The 16,352-nt window shown below is 37.6% G+C and carries 19 protein-coding genes; 13 read left to right on the top strand and 6 right to left on the bottom strand.

All coding sequences use genetic code 11. The annotated features are described in order from the left end of the window. Window positions 1-40: 40 nt before the first annotated feature. Together pnpS and IGI63_RS02850 are read right to left on the bottom strand one after the other, a co-directional pair. The gene (gene pnpS / locus IGI63_RS02855; protein WP_075582540.1) at window positions 41-1,816 is read right to left on the bottom strand and encodes a two-component system histidine kinase PnpS; all 1,776 of its coding nucleotides are present in this window, start codon (window positions 1,814-1,816) and stop codon (window positions 41-43) included. Further along, window positions 1,813-2,523 (bottom strand): response regulator transcription factor, encoded by a 711-nt coding sequence (locus tag IGI63_RS02850; protein ID WP_002357427.1) that lies wholly within the window; start codon window positions 2,521-2,523, stop codon window positions 1,813-1,815. Before IGI63_RS02850 ends, pnpS begins: the two co-directional genes overlap by 4 nt. A gap of 162 nt (window positions 2,524-2,685) precedes the next feature. Between IGI63_RS02850 and IGI63_RS02845 the strand changes: the two genes are divergently transcribed. The 3 genes from IGI63_RS02845 (at window position 2,686) to ffh (ending at window position 4,995) form a co-directional block, all read left to right on the top strand. Next, window positions 2,686-3,150 (top strand): DUF523 domain-containing protein, encoded by a 465-nt coding sequence (locus IGI63_RS02845; protein WP_429975279.1) that lies wholly within the window; start codon window positions 2,686-2,688, stop codon window positions 3,148-3,150. A gap of 83 nt (window positions 3,151-3,233) precedes the next feature. Next, window positions 3,234-3,572, top strand: coding sequence for a putative DNA-binding protein (locus tag IGI63_RS02840; protein ID WP_002357429.1), 339 nt, complete (start codon window positions 3,234-3,236; stop codon window positions 3,570-3,572). Between the two features lie 4 nt (window positions 3,573-3,576). Continuing rightward, window positions 3,577-4,995: a signal recognition particle protein gene (gene ffh / locus IGI63_RS02835; RefSeq protein ID WP_429975278.1), complete on the top strand. Its 1,419-nt coding sequence runs from the start codon at window positions 3,577-3,579 to the stop codon at window positions 4,993-4,995. A gap of 74 nt (window positions 4,996-5,069) precedes the next feature. On the opposite strand, the gene IGI63_RS02830 is transcribed toward ffh, so the two are convergent. Together IGI63_RS02830 and IGI63_RS02825 are read right to left on the bottom strand one after the other, a co-directional pair. Next, entirely contained in the window at window positions 5,070-5,825 is a 756-nt protein-coding gene (locus tag IGI63_RS02830) for a MerR family transcriptional regulator (RefSeq protein ID WP_429975277.1), read from the bottom strand. A 117-nt stretch (window positions 5,826-5,942) separates the two neighbouring features. Further along, window positions 5,943-6,497 carry an NADPH-dependent FMN reductase gene (locus IGI63_RS02825; protein ID WP_429975276.1) on the bottom strand — a complete coding sequence of 185 codons (555 nt, stop codon included), beginning with the start codon at window positions 6,495-6,497 and terminating at the stop codon, window positions 5,943-5,945. Between the two features lie 214 nt (window positions 6,498-6,711). Between IGI63_RS02825 and IGI63_RS02820 the strand changes: the two genes are divergently transcribed. The 9 genes from IGI63_RS02820 (at window position 6,712) to IGI63_RS02780 (ending at window position 14,214) form a co-directional block, all read left to right on the top strand. After that, window positions 6,712-7,437, top strand: a complete 726-nt coding sequence (locus IGI63_RS02820; protein WP_429975977.1) for a GNAT family N-acetyltransferase — start codon at window positions 6,712-6,714, stop codon at window positions 7,435-7,437. A gap of 146 nt (window positions 7,438-7,583) precedes the next feature. Next, window positions 7,584-7,859: a 30S ribosomal protein S16 gene (rpsP, locus tag IGI63_RS02815; RefSeq protein ID WP_002357434.1), complete on the top strand. Its 276-nt coding sequence runs from the start codon at window positions 7,584-7,586 to the stop codon at window positions 7,857-7,859. A gap of 11 nt (window positions 7,860-7,870) precedes the next feature. Then, window positions 7,871-8,116: a KH domain-containing protein gene (locus tag IGI63_RS02810; protein WP_002357435.1), complete on the top strand. Its 246-nt coding sequence runs from the start codon at window positions 7,871-7,873 to the stop codon at window positions 8,114-8,116. 120 nt (window positions 8,117-8,236) lie between these two features. Further along, window positions 8,237-8,803: a hypothetical protein gene (locus tag IGI63_RS02805; protein WP_002360199.1), complete on the top strand. Its 567-nt coding sequence runs from the start codon at window positions 8,237-8,239 to the stop codon at window positions 8,801-8,803. Window positions 8,804-9,017: 214 nt separating this feature from the next. Continuing rightward, window positions 9,018-9,959 carry a ribonuclease Z gene (rnz, locus tag IGI63_RS02800; protein ID WP_002396276.1) on the top strand — a complete coding sequence of 314 codons (942 nt, stop codon included), beginning with the start codon at window positions 9,018-9,020 and terminating at the stop codon, window positions 9,957-9,959. Further along, a complete protein-coding gene (locus tag IGI63_RS02795) occupies window positions 9,960-10,748 on the top strand; it encodes an SDR family NAD(P)-dependent oxidoreductase (protein ID WP_429975275.1) in 789 nt (262 codons plus the stop codon). A 16-nt stretch (window positions 10,749-10,764) separates the two neighbouring features. After that, a complete protein-coding gene (locus IGI63_RS02790; RefSeq protein ID WP_429975274.1) occupies window positions 10,765-11,232 on the top strand; it encodes a LapA family protein in 468 nt (155 codons plus the stop codon). Window positions 11,233-11,386: 154 nt separating this feature from the next. Beyond that, on the top strand, window positions 11,387-13,699 hold the full coding sequence (recJ, locus tag IGI63_RS02785) for a single-stranded-DNA-specific exonuclease RecJ (RefSeq protein WP_429975273.1): 2,313 nt from the start codon (window positions 11,387-11,389) through the stop codon (window positions 13,697-13,699). A 2-nt stretch (window positions 13,700-13,701) separates the two neighbouring features. Further along, window positions 13,702-14,214, top strand: a complete 513-nt coding sequence (locus tag IGI63_RS02780) for an adenine phosphoribosyltransferase (protein WP_002357441.1) — start codon at window positions 13,702-13,704, stop codon at window positions 14,212-14,214. Between the two features lie 106 nt (window positions 14,215-14,320). Here IGI63_RS02780 and IGI63_RS02775 read toward each other — a convergent pair whose 3' ends face one another. Further along, complete coding sequence (locus IGI63_RS02775; RefSeq protein WP_002360203.1) at window positions 14,321-14,518, bottom strand: hypothetical protein; 198 nt, start codon at window positions 14,516-14,518, stop codon at window positions 14,321-14,323. A gap of 193 nt (window positions 14,519-14,711) precedes the next feature. Continuing rightward, window positions 14,712-15,365, bottom strand: a complete 654-nt coding sequence (gene trhA / locus IGI63_RS02770) for a PAQR family membrane homeostasis protein TrhA (RefSeq protein ID WP_002357443.1) — start codon at window positions 15,363-15,365, stop codon at window positions 14,712-14,714. Between the two features lie 131 nt (window positions 15,366-15,496). Between trhA and IGI63_RS02765 the strand changes: the two genes are divergently transcribed. Beyond that, a complete protein-coding gene (locus tag IGI63_RS02765) occupies window positions 15,497-16,339 on the top strand; it encodes a DegV family protein (RefSeq protein WP_002357444.1) in 843 nt (280 codons plus the stop codon). Window positions 16,340-16,352: the final 13 nt, after the last annotated feature.

The raw sequence follows: 16,352 nt of genomic DNA, 5'->3' as shown, positions 1-16,352 counted from the left end.
CAAAAAAACTCAGCCAATAAACAGGATTGGCTGAGTTTTTTTAGGCTTCTTTTTTTGTTAAAGGCAAGGTGATTGTAAAAGTGGTCCCTAAGCCTAAGTGACTATCAATGGCGATTTTACCGCCTAATAATTCTGTGTAATTTTGGACAATAGCTAGACCTAGACCGGTGCCACCAGAATGACGGCTACGTGCTTTATCGACACGATAGAACCGTTCAAAGATACGTTCTTGGTCTTTTTGACTAATGCCAATGCCAGTATCTTGAACAGATAAACGTAATTGCTGATTTTCAATAGCATAAGAAATAGTAATCTGTCCATTTTCTTGGGAATACTGAATGGCATTTTCAATTAGATTCTTCACGATTGGATAAAACAATTCGTATTTGGTGAAAAACTGGCTCTCTGGCAGACCATGAACGACTGTTTTCAGCTGTTTTGCTGCCAATTGTTGCTGATAAGAGCCGAGAATTTCTGTAATAAATTTTTCTAAAGTAATTTCTTGTTCTGCATAAGGAATTGTTGCACTGCCCCGAGAAAGTTCTAAAATTTCTTGAATTAATTGTTGCAGACGCTGGGCATCTTTTTGCATGATGTGCAAAAATTGATTAAGGACTTTCGGATCTTCTTTGGCGCCATCTATGAGTGTCTCGGTAAAGCCCAAAAGAGAAGTGACAGGCGTTTTTAATTCATGAGACACGTTTGATACAAAATCTTTTTGCATTTTTTCTAGTTGGCGAACGCGCGTTAAATCATAGGCAATTCCTAACACTTGATAATCATTGGCGCTTTGATCATCCAAGTAACGAAGAGAAAGATCTAATCGTAAAGGTGTGGGTCCTTGTGTCACAGTGATTTCTTGATGTAAACTGTTTTTTTCAGCAACGACTTGATGGATTAAATGAATCAAATCGGCGTCTTGAATCACTTCAAGATAATTGCTTTGCATATTTTTAGCAGAGAGTCCTAACATTTCCTGCATTTTAGGGTTCAACAGACGAAGCCGTCCTTGCGTATCAATGATAAAGACACCAATCATCAACTCATCTAAAAGTTCGTGAAATTGCTCATCCGCAGACGTATACGCTTTATACGTTTGACTTACTTGTTGACTCAGTAAGTTAATAGTTTCGTAAAGTTCATTCCATTCAGAAGATTGCTGGATAATGGATCGATTTTCATCTGGATGTTTAAGCATTCGTTTCAGAATCGGTAAGACAGTCACTAGCGGTTGATTTTTTTGCCGTAACAGTAAAAAGATAAACAAGGTAATTAGTAGGAACAAGATGCCGAATGTAAAGATAATATAGCGACGAAAAGATTGGATATTTTTAGAAAATAGCGCGGTTTGTTCCGAAATCCGAATAATGCCAACGATTTCTCCTGATTTTAAAACGGGCGTGGCAACGTACAGAAGTTCTTTATTTAACGTTTTACTCTTTCGTAAGGCGGAACCATAGGTAGCTCCTGATAGAACCGCAGCGATTTCAGGCCGTTTTTTGTGCGACTCTAGCGGTTCATTTTGGCTGCTGTCAAAAAAGACGGTACCATTTTTTTGCAACAAAGTTACCCGTTCTTCTGCATCATCTAACGCATGGGTGACAAGGAGTTGTTGTTGGTTTGTCAGTTGCCCTTTTTCGAAAACGGAAGGGGGCAACTGGTCTGTTAAAAGGGTATTTTTTCTTCTTAAATAGGTTTCTTGCTGAGCAACCATTTCTTTTTGAAAGAAAAAATTGGTCGCTGCAATACTTCCGACAAATAATAAAAGCATGACTGCCGCAACTAAAAAATATTCAATCCGCAGTCTCTTTTTCATCGTTTTGGCTCCTGAAAACGGTAGCCAAAGCCACGGACAGTTACTAAGTAAACGGGCCGTTTGGGATCGGGCTCGATTTTATCACGTAAATGACTAATGTGGACATCGACGATGCGACTTTGTCCAGCGAAGTCATATTGCCAAATTCGTTCCAACAAGGTTTCCCGATTAATGACCCGATCTTTGCGTTTCATGAAGTAAACGAGTAATTCAAATTCTTTCGGTGTTAGCTCGATGGGCTGATTGCGCACAAAGACTTCATAATTTTGTTCATCCACACGAATCTCGCCAATCACAAGCGGAGCTTTAGGTGTGTCCTCTTGAAGCGTTTCGGTCGTGGTAGGTTTTAAACGACGAAAGATAGCTTTCATGCGTGCTAGGACTTCTCTGGGACTAAAAGGTTTTGTTAAATAATCATCTGCCCCAATTTCTAAGCCGATGATTTTATCTACTTGTTCATCTTTGGCAGTTAAAATCAAGATAGGCGTGTCAATTTTTTCTCGACGAAGTGCTTTGGTAATTTCTAAGCCATCCATACCAGGAAGCATTACATCTAAAATTATAAAATCATATTGATTAGACAAAGCTAATTCGAAGCCGTTTTTACCATCTTCGGAAGTAGTCACCTGATAGCCTTCTTTTTCCAAATTAAAGGTTAACAAAGTTAAAATCGATGGTTCATCATCGACGACAAGAACTTTTTTCATTTACATAACTCCTTCAAGAAATTTCTGAAAATAAGTGTATATTTCACTATGGTTAGTTTAACATATTTTTAGAGGAAGAACGTACTTTAAAGTAAGCGAGAATGCTACTTTTGAGAAAAGTCAACTCATGGTATAATAGAGAAATGAAATGAGGAGAAGCGAATGATTGGTATTAGTAGTTGCTTAGGTGGGATTTGTTGCCGTTACGATGGAAAATCTCAAGAACAAGAAGCGTTAAAACAACTTATAACTAATGGAAAAGCAATAATGATTTGTCCCGAAGTTTTAGGAGAGTTGCCTATTCCACGTCCGCCAGCAGAAATCATTGGCGGGGACGGCTTTGATGTTTGGGCGAATACTGCTTATGTATATACTGATAACGGGGAAGATGTGACTGAGGCATTTAAAGCAGGGGCACAACGCGCGTATCAAAAATTAAAAGCCCAACAAATTACAACCTTGATTTTGAAAGAAAAAAGTCCCAGCTGTGGCAGCCAGCTGATTTATGATGGACAATTTTCTGGCATTAAAAAAGCTGGAGTTGGAGTCGCAACTGCTTATTTTATTCAACAAGGAATGACCGTTTATTCTGAAGAAACATGGCAACTTGCGGACATTTCTTTTTAAAAGGTAAAAACTTAGTAAAAAAAGATTGACTATTCCCTATGAAATCGGTAACCTATAAGGGATTGAAGATGGGAGCACGGCTCATGGAAATGGAAAAAACAAACCGCATGAATGCGTTATTTGAATTTTATTCGACATTATTAACGGAAAAGCAGATGAATTATATGGAGCTTTACTATGCTGATGACTTTTCTTTAGGAGAAATTGCGGAAGAATATGAGGTTAGTCGTCAAGCGGTTTATGATAACATTAAACGAACCGAAAAAATTTTAGAAGAATACGAAAAAAAGTTACATCTTTATTCAAACTATGTTGTACGGAAAGAATATCTTGAACAACTACAGCAGTATGTTCAAGAAACTTATCCCAAAGATAGTGAAATCAAAAAATATATTGAACAAATTCAAGAAATAGAGGAATGAAACTATGGCTTTTGAGAGTTTAACAAACCGCCTACAACAGGCAATGAGTAAAATCCGTCGTAAGGGAAAAGTTTCCGAAGCCGACGTAAAAGAAATGATGCGAGAAATCCGTTTGGCTTTATTAGAAGCCGACGTTAATTTACAAGTGGTCAAAGATTTCACAAAACGCGTCAGAGAACGGGCAGTAGGAGTCGAAGTATTAGAAAGCTTATCACCAGCCCAACAAATTGTAAAAATTGTTGATGAAGAATTAACGAAAACGTTAGGTTCAGAAACGGTTGAACTGAATAAATCTCCAAAAATCCCGACAGTGATTATGATGACAGGGTTACAAGGGGCTGGTAAAACAACTTTTACTGGTAAATTAGCCAAACACTTAATGAAAACTGAAAACGCTCGTCCGCTTTTAATCGCTGGTGACGTTTATCGTCCAGCAGCGATTGATCAGTTGAAGGTTTTAGGTCAACAATTAGAAGTTCCCGTTTTTGATATGGGAACAGATGCTAATCCAGTGGAAATTGTTCGTCAAGGGTTAGCATTAGCAAAAGAAAAGAAAAATGATTATGTCTTAATTGATACGGCCGGCCGTTTACACATTGACGAAGCTTTAATGGACGAATTGAAACAAATTAAAGAGTTGGCTAATCCCAATGAAATTCTGTTAGTTGTTGATGCGATGACGGGGCAAGATGCTGTCAACGTTGCAGATAGTTTTAATGAACAGCTTGGAATTACTGGGGTTGTTATTACCAAAATGGACGGCGATACTCGTGGGGGGGCTGCGCTGTCAATTCGGACAGTAACGGGCGCTCCGATTAAATTTGTCGGTTCTGGTGAAAAATTAACCGATTTAGAAACTTTCCATCCCGATCGTATGTCGAGTCGTATCCTAGGTATGGGGGACATGTTGACGCTAATTGAAAAAGCGCAACAAGATTACGATGAGAAAAAAGCAGAAGAACTTGCTCAAAAAATGAAAGAAAACAGTTTTGACTTTAACGATTTCATTGAGCAATTGGATCAAGTTATGGGCATGGGACCGATTGAAGACTTATTAAAAATGATCCCTGGAATGAGTAACATGCCTGGTATTGAAAATGTCAAAGTCGATCCAAAAGATGTGGCACGGAAACGGGCGATGGTCTTATCAATGACCCCTGCAGAACGTGAAAATCCTGATCTATTAAATCCTAGTCGCCGCCGCAGAATTGCAGCTGGTTCAGGAAATAGTGTGGTTGAAGTCAATCGTATGATTAAACAATTTAAAGAATCCAAAAAAATGATGCAACAAATGTCCAAAGGGGATATGAACATTCCTGGTATGGATCAAATGCTAGGTGGCGGCGTTAAAGGCAAGCTAGGTAAAATGGCCATGAATCGTATGATGAAGAAAAACAAAAAGAAGAAAAAGAAAAAAAGATAAACAGGCTTTAGTTAATTATTGGAAGAAACAGAAAGTGCGCCATCAGTCGAAGAGACTAATGGCGCACTTTCTGTTTAAGCGTAGTTTTGGATAATTGCGTTTAACGCTTCGGCAAAACCAGCACCGTGTTGTTCATAATATGACGTAAATCGTTCATCGCCAACATACATAAGGCCTAACCCTTTGTGCGCTTCTGGCGAATAGTTTGACCAAGAGTACATTAACCAATCTTTGTGTAATTGGAAAATTTCTTGCGCAAGTTGGCTAGTCAACTTGGGTGATTTTTGATACATGGCTAACTTAGAAAATAAATCTTTTTCCACGTTCTGCATTGCTTGCATGTCTTTTTCCGTCAAGTTTAAATATTTTTTGTTGGCTTGTTCAATCGTTTCGTTGCCATATTTTTCCCGAATCTCTTTACCATATTTTTCTTCGTTTTCTTGAACTCGTTGTTGTTTGAATGCTTCGAATTTTTGCTGATCTGACATGTTTATCTCTCCTTTGTAATGGTGTAAGGTTTGTTGAACAGAGGCTAAAAGACGATCAATTTCATTGCGCTTTTCCAATAGCTTTTGTTGATGCTCGTATAAAGCCTGTTCAACATTAAAGTCAGGTTGCTCCAAAATTTCTTTAATTTCATCTAGTTTCAGATCCAATTCACGGTAAAAAAGAATTTGTTGCAAACGATTCACCTCGGCTTGCCCGTAAATTCGATAACCAGAAGAATTAATTCTGGCTGGTTGAAGAAGACCAATTTCATCATAATATCGTAACGTCCGTGCACTGACGCCAGATAGTGAAGCCATTTTTTTAATTGTATATTCCATCATTCATTCCTCCTGACAAAATCTATCATAAACCTTTACGTAACGAGAGGGTCAAGTAAAAAAATAAAAAAAGTGAGACAACCTGTAAAAAGTTGCCTCACTTTTTCTCGATTGATTCAATTAGGCAGTTAAGCGATTAAAGAAATCCACGTAAGCATCTACAATTGATTGTAAGAAACCAACAGTGCCATCAATAATTTTACCATCTTCACCAATTAAGTTCGTAATACCGCCAATATAGGCTTCAGGTTGTTGTAAAGTTGGAACATTTAAGAAGACTAATGATTGTCTTAAATGATGGTTCGCACCAAATCCGCTAATTGCACCTGGTGACACACTCACCACAAGTCCTGGTTTTTTATCCCAAATGCTTTCGCCATACGGACGTGAACCGACATCCAATGCATTTTTTAAAACAGCTGGTACTGAACGGTTATATTCTGGTGTTACAAACATTACGCCATCTACTTGTTTAACTTCTTCACGGAACGTTGTCCAAGCTTCGGTGGGGGTTCCTTCATCATCCAAATCTTGATTGTATAATTCTAAATCACCAATGTTAATAAAAACAGGTTCGAAATCAGCTGGAAATAAGTCCGCCATTGTTTTTGCTACCAATTTGTTAAATGAATCTTTTCTTAAACTCCCTACAAAAATACCAATTTTTTTTGTCATGTAAATCCCTCCATTTTTCTTTTACTTACTTTATGATAGTACTTTTTCAAAAAAAGCGCAAACGTTTTATCCTTGTACATTGTTGAACTTCGTAACTTCACGTATAATAGCTAGTAAAAGGATGAGTAAAGGAGCAACTGCTTGAATAAAAAATTGGCGCCGACAGTTAACACCGTTGGAGAAACAAACATTGACTGAATTAAGAAACAAGGAAATGATTAAACAAGGAACTTTTTATAAATTGGAACAAACATTTCCTGAGGAATCAGCTTATACTTATTATGGTTTATACAGGAAGGAACAAACCATTCAAGCATATATCGTAGGGTATTGTTTTGATGGGGAAACCCTGGAAGCGACGATTGTTGCGCCAAATGTAGGACCATTTTTTGAAGAACTTGTTCAAGAACTCGAAAAGCAAGCAGCTTTGTGGGGAATGAAAGAAGTCTTTATCGTGATGGACGACAAGCAATCTGTTGGCCTGAATTATTTTAATAGACAAGGAATTGTGCCAGCTTTTTCAGAACAGTATCTGGTTTTTCAAAGAGAAACTTACTCACAGGCGTTGGCGAAGCTGACACTTCTCCGACCACAAGCGGCTGATTTGGATTCCTTGGCTAGGTTACTAGAAGGTACGCCTTTGCCGGAGGACCTTCAACGAACACTTATTTATAAAGAAAACAATCAACTTTTAGCCACGCTACGTTTGGATCATTTTGAAAACGAATGGGGGATTTATGGCTTTGTTGTGACAAAAACGCAACGAGGTCGCGGTCTTGGCCGTCAAGTGTTACAGTCTGCGCTCCGAATAATTTTAGAAAAGTCAGCCTCAGCGACTATTTTTTTAGAAGTTGAAACAGAAAATCAAGCAGCGCTTCATCTCTATCAAACAGAAGGCTTTCAAGTGAGAAACCAGTACAACTATTATCAAATTTTGTAAAAATTCTTCATTATTTCGTTTGTTTTCCTGCAAATTGGCTAAAAAAATTGAAAAAAAGTAAAGGTGTCAAGAAAAAACTCTTTACAGGTTGCTGTTAATCTGTTAAACTAACTCTTGTGATTAAGTTAATGGAGGTGTATTTAATAATGGCAGTTAAAATTCGTTTAAAACGTATGGGTTCTAAAAAGAGTCCTTTTTACCGTATTGTAGTAGCTGATTCTCGTTCTCCTCGTGATGGACGTTTCATCGAAACTGTAGGTACTTACAACCCTTTGAAAGACCCTGCAGAAGTAGTTTTAAAAGAAGATTTAGTTTTAGATTGGTTATCTAAAGGTGCGCAACCTTCTGATACAGTTCGTAACATCCTTTCAAAAGAAGGCGTTATGAAAAAACATCATGAAGCTAAAAACGTTAAGAAATAAGGTGATTGAATATGGCAGATGTGAAAGAGTTAATTTTAACTATTGTCCGTCCGTTAGTCAGTCAACCTGAAGCAGTCTCATTAGAAATTGAGGAATCAACTGATTTCCTCGAGTATAATTTGACTGTGGCCAAAGAAGATATTGGACGTATCATTGGTAAACAAGGGCGTGTTGCAAAAGCAATTCGGACAATTGTTTATAGTGTACGTATCGATGGTCCGAAAAAGGTCCGTTTAAATATTCTTGATGGTAAATAAGCATTAACAAGGAGGTAGCCTAGCTATCTTCTTTTTTTATACATAACCAAAAAGTTTTCATTGCTAGAGACAAGCCTTTCTTGCTAAAATAGATGTATCCAAAATAAAGGAGCGATTTGTATGACAAAACGAATTATCATTATGAACTTTGATATTGAAAGTAAATCGTACCAAGCATTTTCCGAAATAAAAAAGATGCAGGCAGAAAGACAGCTTAAAGGTGAGCAAATGGCGGTTGTTACGCATGTTAATGATGGCCAGCATCAATTTAAAATCAATGATTTTATCGATTTTACAGGCAACAATCATACATCAAAAGATAGCATGATTGGGATGCTAGTAGGCATATTAGGTGGTCCTCTGGGCATTCTTTTTGGCTGGTTTGCTGGAAGTATGTATGGTGCAAGCAAAGACGCCAAAGAAATTCAAGAAGCACAAACGGTTTTTGAACATGTGATTCAAAAGATTGATGAAGGACAAACGGGATTGTTATTAATTGCAGAAGAAGAAGACAACCGTCCGCTCAACCAATTGGTTATGTTTGACTTAGGTGGCGAAATCACGCGGCTTGATTTAGAGGAAGTCCAACAAGAAATTAACGATGCGAACGAAGTTGCAAATGAAGCGAAACAATCGTGGCAAGCAAAAAAAGAACAACACAAAGAAGCAACATCGAAAGAAGAATAAGGAGCAAAGACTGTTTTCTGAATAAAGGGAAACAGTCTTTTAAAATACTAAGAAATCACGGTTTTTTATGGTAGTTTGCTAATTTTTTGTTATTTTATCGTAAAATACGATAAACTAAGAAGTAAACTTTGAGAAAATAGATAAATTATTATTTGCTAAAGGAGCAAACTTCTTCTAAAATAAAAAGGAAGTTTAAAAGAAAGTATGGTAGCAGATGGAAATACAATTTTTAGGAACTGGCGCTGGTGTACCAGCAAAACATCGCAATGTCACAGGGATTGCGTTGAAATTATTAGATGAACGAAATGCAGTTTGGCTCTTCGATTGTGGGGAAGGGACTCAATTGCAAATTTTAAAAAGTAGTATTCGCCCAAGAAAAATTGAAAAGATTTTTATTACACATTTACATGGGGATCATATTTTTGGTTTACCTGGTTTGTTAAGTAGTCGTTCTTTTCAGGGCGGGACAGAACCTTTAGAAATCTATGGACCAGTTGGGGTTGCTGACTTTGTCAAGACTTCTTTACGGGTCTCGCAATCGCGGTTGTCCTATCCACTGAAATTTATTGAATTAACGAAAGAAAATGACGTTATTTTTAAAGATAAACAATTCACTGTTCGCTGTAATATCTTGGACCATGGCATCACGAGCTTTGGCTATCGAATTGAGGAAGCAGCGCATGAAGGAGAATTACAAGTAGAGAAACTTCAAGCTTTAGGGATTCCTTCTGGGCCATTGTATGGCAAACTCAAACGTGGTGAAACGATTGTTTTTGATGGACAGGAAATTAATGGACAAGCGTTTGTGGGAGAGCGTAAACCTGGACGAATCGTGACGATTTTAGGAGACACTCGCAAAACTAAAAATAGTGTAACCTTAGCACAACGAGCGGATGTTTTAGTCCATGAAAGTACGTTTAATAAACACGAAGCAAAAATGGCAAAAGCCTACTTCCACTCAACCAGTCAACAAGCAGCTGAAGTTGCAAAAGAAGCGCAAGTAAAACAACTTATCTTAACGCATATTAGTGCCCGTTATTTAACCAAAGAGGCCTATCAGCTTCAAGAAGAAGCCCAAGAAATTTTCCCCAATACAAAAATCGTAAAAGATATGGATATCATTGAGATTCCATTTGCCAATGAAGGAGGAGCTTAGATGGATTTAACAAATAAAGTCGTTGTCGTAACTGGAGGTTCAGCTGGTTTAGGTGAACAAATTTGTTATGAAGCAGCTAAACAAGGAGCGGTCGTCGTTGTCTGCGCCCGCAGAATTAATTTGATTGGTAAAGTTCGCGAGCAGTGTGCCACTTTAAGCGGACGAGAAGCATTTTCTTATCAATTAGATATTGCCGATCCAGAAAGTGTTGAACGTGTGGTTGAAGCTATTTCAGCAGAAGTAGGTCCTATAGATGTTTTAGTCAACAATGCTGGTTTTGGCTTGTTTGAAAATTTTGTTGAAATTGACTTGGCTGTTGCACACCAAATGTTTGATGTCAACGTTCTAGGAATGATGACGTTTACTCAAAAAGTAGCTATTAAAATGATTGAAGCTGGGCAAGGACATATTATCAACGTTGCTTCAATGGCTGGGAAGATGGCTACAGCTAAATCAACCGTTTATTCTGCAACAAAATTTGCTGTGTTAGGTTTTTCAAATGCTTTACGTTTAGAATTGAAACCGTTGGGTGTAGCAGTAACGACTGTCAATCCAGGACCAATCCAAACAGAATTCTTTGATAAAGCGGACCCGACAGGCACTTATCTAGCTGCGGTGGATAAAATTGTTTTGGACCCTACGAAATTAGCGAAAGAAGTGGTTGGGAGTATGGGGACTTCTCGACGTGAGATTAATCGTCCGTTTGTCATGGAAGCAGCTGCTCGCTTTTATACATTGTTTCCACATTTAGGAGATTTCATAGCGGGAAATATTTTAAATAAAAAATAAAGGAGTCGATCAAGTCATGAAAAATCAATGGCGTGTTATTTTGGGCCTTGTGTTGGTCTTAATTGTTGTTATTTTTGCTGTTTTAAATAATCAAGCTGTTCCAGTAAACTTTGGTTTTACTAAAATTAGTGGACCGTTAATCTTAATTATTTTAGGTTCTGCAATTATTGGCGCACTAGTTGGGTTACTAACCTCCACAACCACTATTTGGAACCAACGTAAAGAATTAAAAGCTGTACAAAAAGAGTTGGATATTTATAAAAATGATATGGATAAATTAGTCAAAGAAGAAACGGAAAAAGTTCAACGTTCTTTTGATAATCAATTGGCTGATTTGCAAGCCAAACAAGCGGCAGCACCACAAGTCTCAGAACCAGTGGTCAACGAACAAACATCAAACACAGAAGTAGACGCAACGCTTGTGTCAGGTAGTCGTATTGATCGTTATGTGAAACCTCGTGTGAATGAAGAGGAACAAAAATAAGGAAGAGACTTTATCGCTAAGTTTCTTTTAAAATAAAACTGTGATATCTGCTATTTATCTAACAGATATCACAGTTTTTTTCTCAGATTTAAAAAAATGCTTTCTTTAGTTTTTGGAAAAATTTTGCTATAATTACTTGGTTAGGAGTGACGTCGTGAAAAAATCAAACTATCAATGGCAGTTACAGACAAAGACAGAATTACCTGTAGAATTTATAGAACAATTAAAAAAAGAAGAAATTAATCCATTAATTGGCCAACTTTTATGGCACCGCAATATCCGGACAGAAGAAGCATTACGTAAGTTTCTACATCCGACTATCGAAGATATTTATGATCCGTTCTTAATGCATGATATGGAGAAAGCGGTAGCCCGTATCCAGCAAGCCGTCGAAGCGGGTGAACAAATCCTTGTCTATGGGGATTATGATGCAGATGGCATCACTAGTACCACGGTTATGAAAGAAGCAATCGAATTAGTCGGTGGCATGGTTCAGTACTTTCTACCGAATCGTTTTCTTCATGGATATGGACCTAATAAAGACGTATTTGCTGAACAAATTGAACAAGGAGTCCAATTAATTGTAACCGTTGATAATGGTGTAGCCGGACATGAAGCAATTAACTACGCTATGGCACAAGGAGTAGATGTAATCGTTACTGACCATCATGAATTGCCTGAACAATTACCAGAAGCCTATGCGATTGTCCACCCTAGACATCCGCAAGGAGACTATCCTTTTGGAGATTTAGCTGGTGTTGGCGTGGCTTTCAAAGTCGCTACTGCGTTACTTGGTGAATTGCCAATTGAGTTATTAGATTTGGTAGCAATTGGGACAATTGCTGACTTGGTTTCATTAACCGATGAAAATAGAACGTTTGTCAAAATGGGCCTTCAAATGATTCAAACTGGTGATCGAATTGGTTTAGACGTTTTATTACAAGAAGCGGGTGTGAAAAAGGAAGCTGTTTCAGAAGAATCAATTGGCTTTACCATTGGACCTCGTTTAAACGCGTTAGGTCGATTAGGGGAAGCCGCACCAGGTGTTGAATTGATGACTACATTTGATGAAGAACAAGCGCTGGAAATCGCTAAATATATTGATCAACAAAACAATGAACGAAAAGACATTGTAACGACGATTGCCAAAGAAGCCCTGGATTTAATCGACCCGAATGCGCCGGTTCATATTTTAGCGAAACAAGGCTGGCATGAAGGCGTCTTAGGGATTGTCGCGGGCCGCATTATGCAAGAAACGGGGAAACCAACCATTATTTTAGCAATAGATGAATCTGGTACGACTGCTAAAGGCTCTGGACGTAGCATTAGCGCTTTGAATCTCTATGAGGCGTTGAACGAAGTGCGTGAGCAATTCACTCATTTTGGTGGGCATCATATGGCAGCGGGAATGACTTTACCTGTTGAAAATATTTCTTTTGTTCAAGAACATTTGGCACACTTTATTGAAAAAAATCAAATTGATATGGCTAATGGACAAGAGTTACTCATTAGTGAGAGCTTAGCGGTTTCGCAGGCAACGACTACTTTTATTGATCAATTGCGTATTTTGGCGCCTTTTGGGACTGATAATACTGTGCCAACTTTTGTATTTAAGGAAATCACGCCTACGCAAATTCGGCAAATTGGTGCAGATAATGCACATCTGAAATTTCAAATGAATCAAGAAGGGGCACAATTGGATGCAATTGCTTTTCAAATGGGGCCTCAAGCGGATGAACTAGCACAAGGAACCGCCGATGTGGCAGGCCAACTTTCCATCAATGAATGGAATGGTCGTAAGAAACCACAATTAATGGTGACTGATTTTGCTGTATCGGGAAGACAATTATTTGATTTTCGTGGCAAAAATAATCAAACGAAACCAATTCCTTCAGAAGCAACAGCTTATCTTTTGTTTGATGAAAAAAATCAAAAATTCATTTCAGATCCAACCGCTAATATTATTGTTTGGTCAAACCAAAAAGAATTGGTGGAAGCTGTTTCTCAAAATCAAATCGAACAACTGGTTTTTGTCGACTGTCCTGTGGAAGCAATCACGGTTAAAGAAATTGTTGAAGCGACTGAGATACAACGTATATACATGATGTTTATTTCACCAGAAGAAGCTTATTTAAACGGTATGGCTTCACGTGAACAATTTGCAACATTGTATAAATTTATTTTGCAGCAAAAAGAAGTAAATCTACGTTCCCAGCTATCGAAGGTGGCAAATTACTTAAATATCCAAGAAAAATTATTAATTTTCATGATACAGGTGTTTTTTGACTTAGGATTTGTTACAATAGAAAGCGGTGTTTTAAACAGTATTGAGAAACCCGACAATCGACCATTGACTGAAAGTCAAGTGTACCAACAACGATTGAAAAAAATAAAAACAGAAGAATTTCTACTTTACAGTGATTGTCAAACAATACAACAATGGCTGTGGAATGAGGAGGACAAATAAAAATGGATTTAAGAGATTACATTGCAAGCATTCCAGATTATCCTGAGAAAGGGATCGTGTTCCGTGACATTTCTCCATTAATGGCTAATGGGGATGCATACCGTGAAGCAACGAAACAAATCGTGGATTACGCGAAAGAAAAAAGAATTGATATGGTTGTAGGACCGGAAGCTCGTGGCTTTATTGTCGGCTGTCCAGTGGCTTATGAACTAGGGGTTGGCTTTGCTCCGGTTCGCAAAAAAGGAAAACTTCCTCGTGAAACCATCGAAGTGACGTATGACTTAGAATATGGTTCAGATACATTAACGTTGCACAAAGATGCCATCACACCAGGTCAACGTGTTTTGATTTGTGATGACTTGTTAGCAACTGGTGGTACAATTAAAGCAACCATCGAATTAGTCGAACAATTAGGTGGTATTGTGGTTGGTTGTGCGTTCCTAATTGAATTAATGGATTTACATGGCCGCGATAAAATTGATGGCTACGATATTGTTACCTTAATGGAATATTAATCTAATTTAATTAGAAAGAGCGAAGGAATTTAATCCTTCGCTCTTTCTTTGACATATTTATAAAAACGGAGCGTAGCTTGGGGGGAACACACTGTTTTATTATTTATTAAGGGAACTTACGATAAACGTATCTTGCTTGCTGTTGTTTACGTGTACGTGTATAACGCTTCTCATCCCATGACATAAACCAAAGAATAAATAACGGCGTCACGATCATAAAAGCAAGACGTAATCCTAATGTTCCCAAAAAAATACCTATAACCAATACAAAAAATAAAAATCCAACACGACGAATTGCTTCCATGTGTATCACCTCTTCATTTGATTCGAACGAGTGTTCGTATTGTTATTATACGAATGTATGTTCGTTTTGTAAAGTCTTTTCTACTAATTTATGTTAAAATAATTCGAAAAGAAGAATAATCCTTTATAATAAAGAGATTTAGGGCAATAAAAGAACACGATGCTTTGAGCATCGTGTTCTTATTGTGCTGTGATTACGTATAAAAGAGAACAGAAAAATACATGAGGATCGCTGCAAGCATGACGAACAAATGCCAAACTACATGCATAAACCGCACATTTTTCAATGAATAGAAGGCTGCACCTAATGTGTAAGACACGCCTCCTGCGACCAATAACGCTGTTCCTGTAAATCCAAGAGATTCATATAACGGACGAGCAGCGATGATACAGAGCCAACCTAAAACAATATAAATAATCGTTGAAATGTTTTTCACTGTTTCTTGTTTATGCAACGTGAGGGATTTATAGACAATACCGACGATGGCGATTAACCAGACTAAACTAAATAAGGTCCAACCTAACCAACCGCCAATACTAATTAAGCAAAACGGCGTATAGCTGCCAGCAATCAATAAGAAAATAGAACTATGATCGAAGACCTGAAAGACCTTTTTGGCTCTTGTAAAAATTAAACTATGAAATAACGTTGAAGATAAAAAAAGTAGAATCAACATGGAGCCATAAATAGCATAAGATACCACGTGAATTGGTGAGCCTAAACGAGCTCCTTTAACAAGTAAAATGACTAAGCCAGCAATACTTAAACCTGCGCCTATGCCATGTGTAACTGCATTTAAGACTTCGTTCACGATTAGGTATTTTTTTGAGAAATGCGTTTTTTCCAATAAATTCACTTCCTTTATTTTAATTTGATGAAAAATTCGGCAGTGTCTGTTATACTATAACTAGATAATTAACCGTTTAATGGTATTCTACCATGAAAACAGGTTCCTTTTAAAGAAAGAGTGATAAATTTATGACAAACGTTAAAATCGTAACGGATTCTTCATGTACGATGGAAAAAAGTCTTAGAGATGAATTAAATATCCATATGATGCCTTTATCAATTATGGTTGATGGCGTTGTTTATCCAGATGATGATCATTTGCCAGGCGAAAAATTTATGGACATGATGGCTAATGCGAAGGCCTTACCCAAAACGAGTCAACCACCAATTGGTGAATTTGTAGAATTATATGATCGCTTAGGTGAAGATGGCAGTGAAGTAATTTCGATTCACATGACAAAAGGCTTAAGTGGAACGGTTGAAGCGGCCCGTCAAGCTAGCAACTTATCATCAAGTAAAGTAACGGTGATTGATAGCGATTTTACAGACCAAGGTTTGTCTTTCCAAGTCATTCAAGCAGCAAAATTGGCACAAGCGGGAGCGGGTGTTCCAGAAATTTTAGCTGAAATTGAACGCGTCAAACAAAATACCAAATTATACATTGGCATTTCAACATTGGATAATTTGGTTAAAGGTGGACGAATCAGCCGTACAACAGGATTATTATCAAACATTTTTAATATGAAAGTTGTCATGGACTTTGAAAATACGGAATTGATTCCTGTAGCGAAAGGCCGAGGCGTTAAAACGTTTAATAAATGGTTTGACGAATTGAAATCAGAATTAAGTAAGATTCCAAATGTTCGACAAATTGGCATTTCTCATGCGGATGGGCTAGAACTAGCAAATGGATTCAAAGAAGGATTACAAGCAATCTTTAAAGACATGGATATTCCCGTATTACATACGAATCCAGTCATTGCAACACATACAGGAAAAAATGCCTTTGCTATTATGTACTATACAGACTAAGAAATAACGAGGT

Origin of the sequence: Enterococcus sp. DIV0086 (assembly GCF_050498705.1) — a bacterium.
GTDB classification, from domain to species: Bacteria; Bacillota; Bacilli; order Lactobacillales; family Enterococcaceae; genus Enterococcus; species Enterococcus faecalis.
The sequence above is the reverse complement of the archived record's forward strand: the minus strand, read 5'-3'. Positions and strand labels throughout refer to the sequence as shown.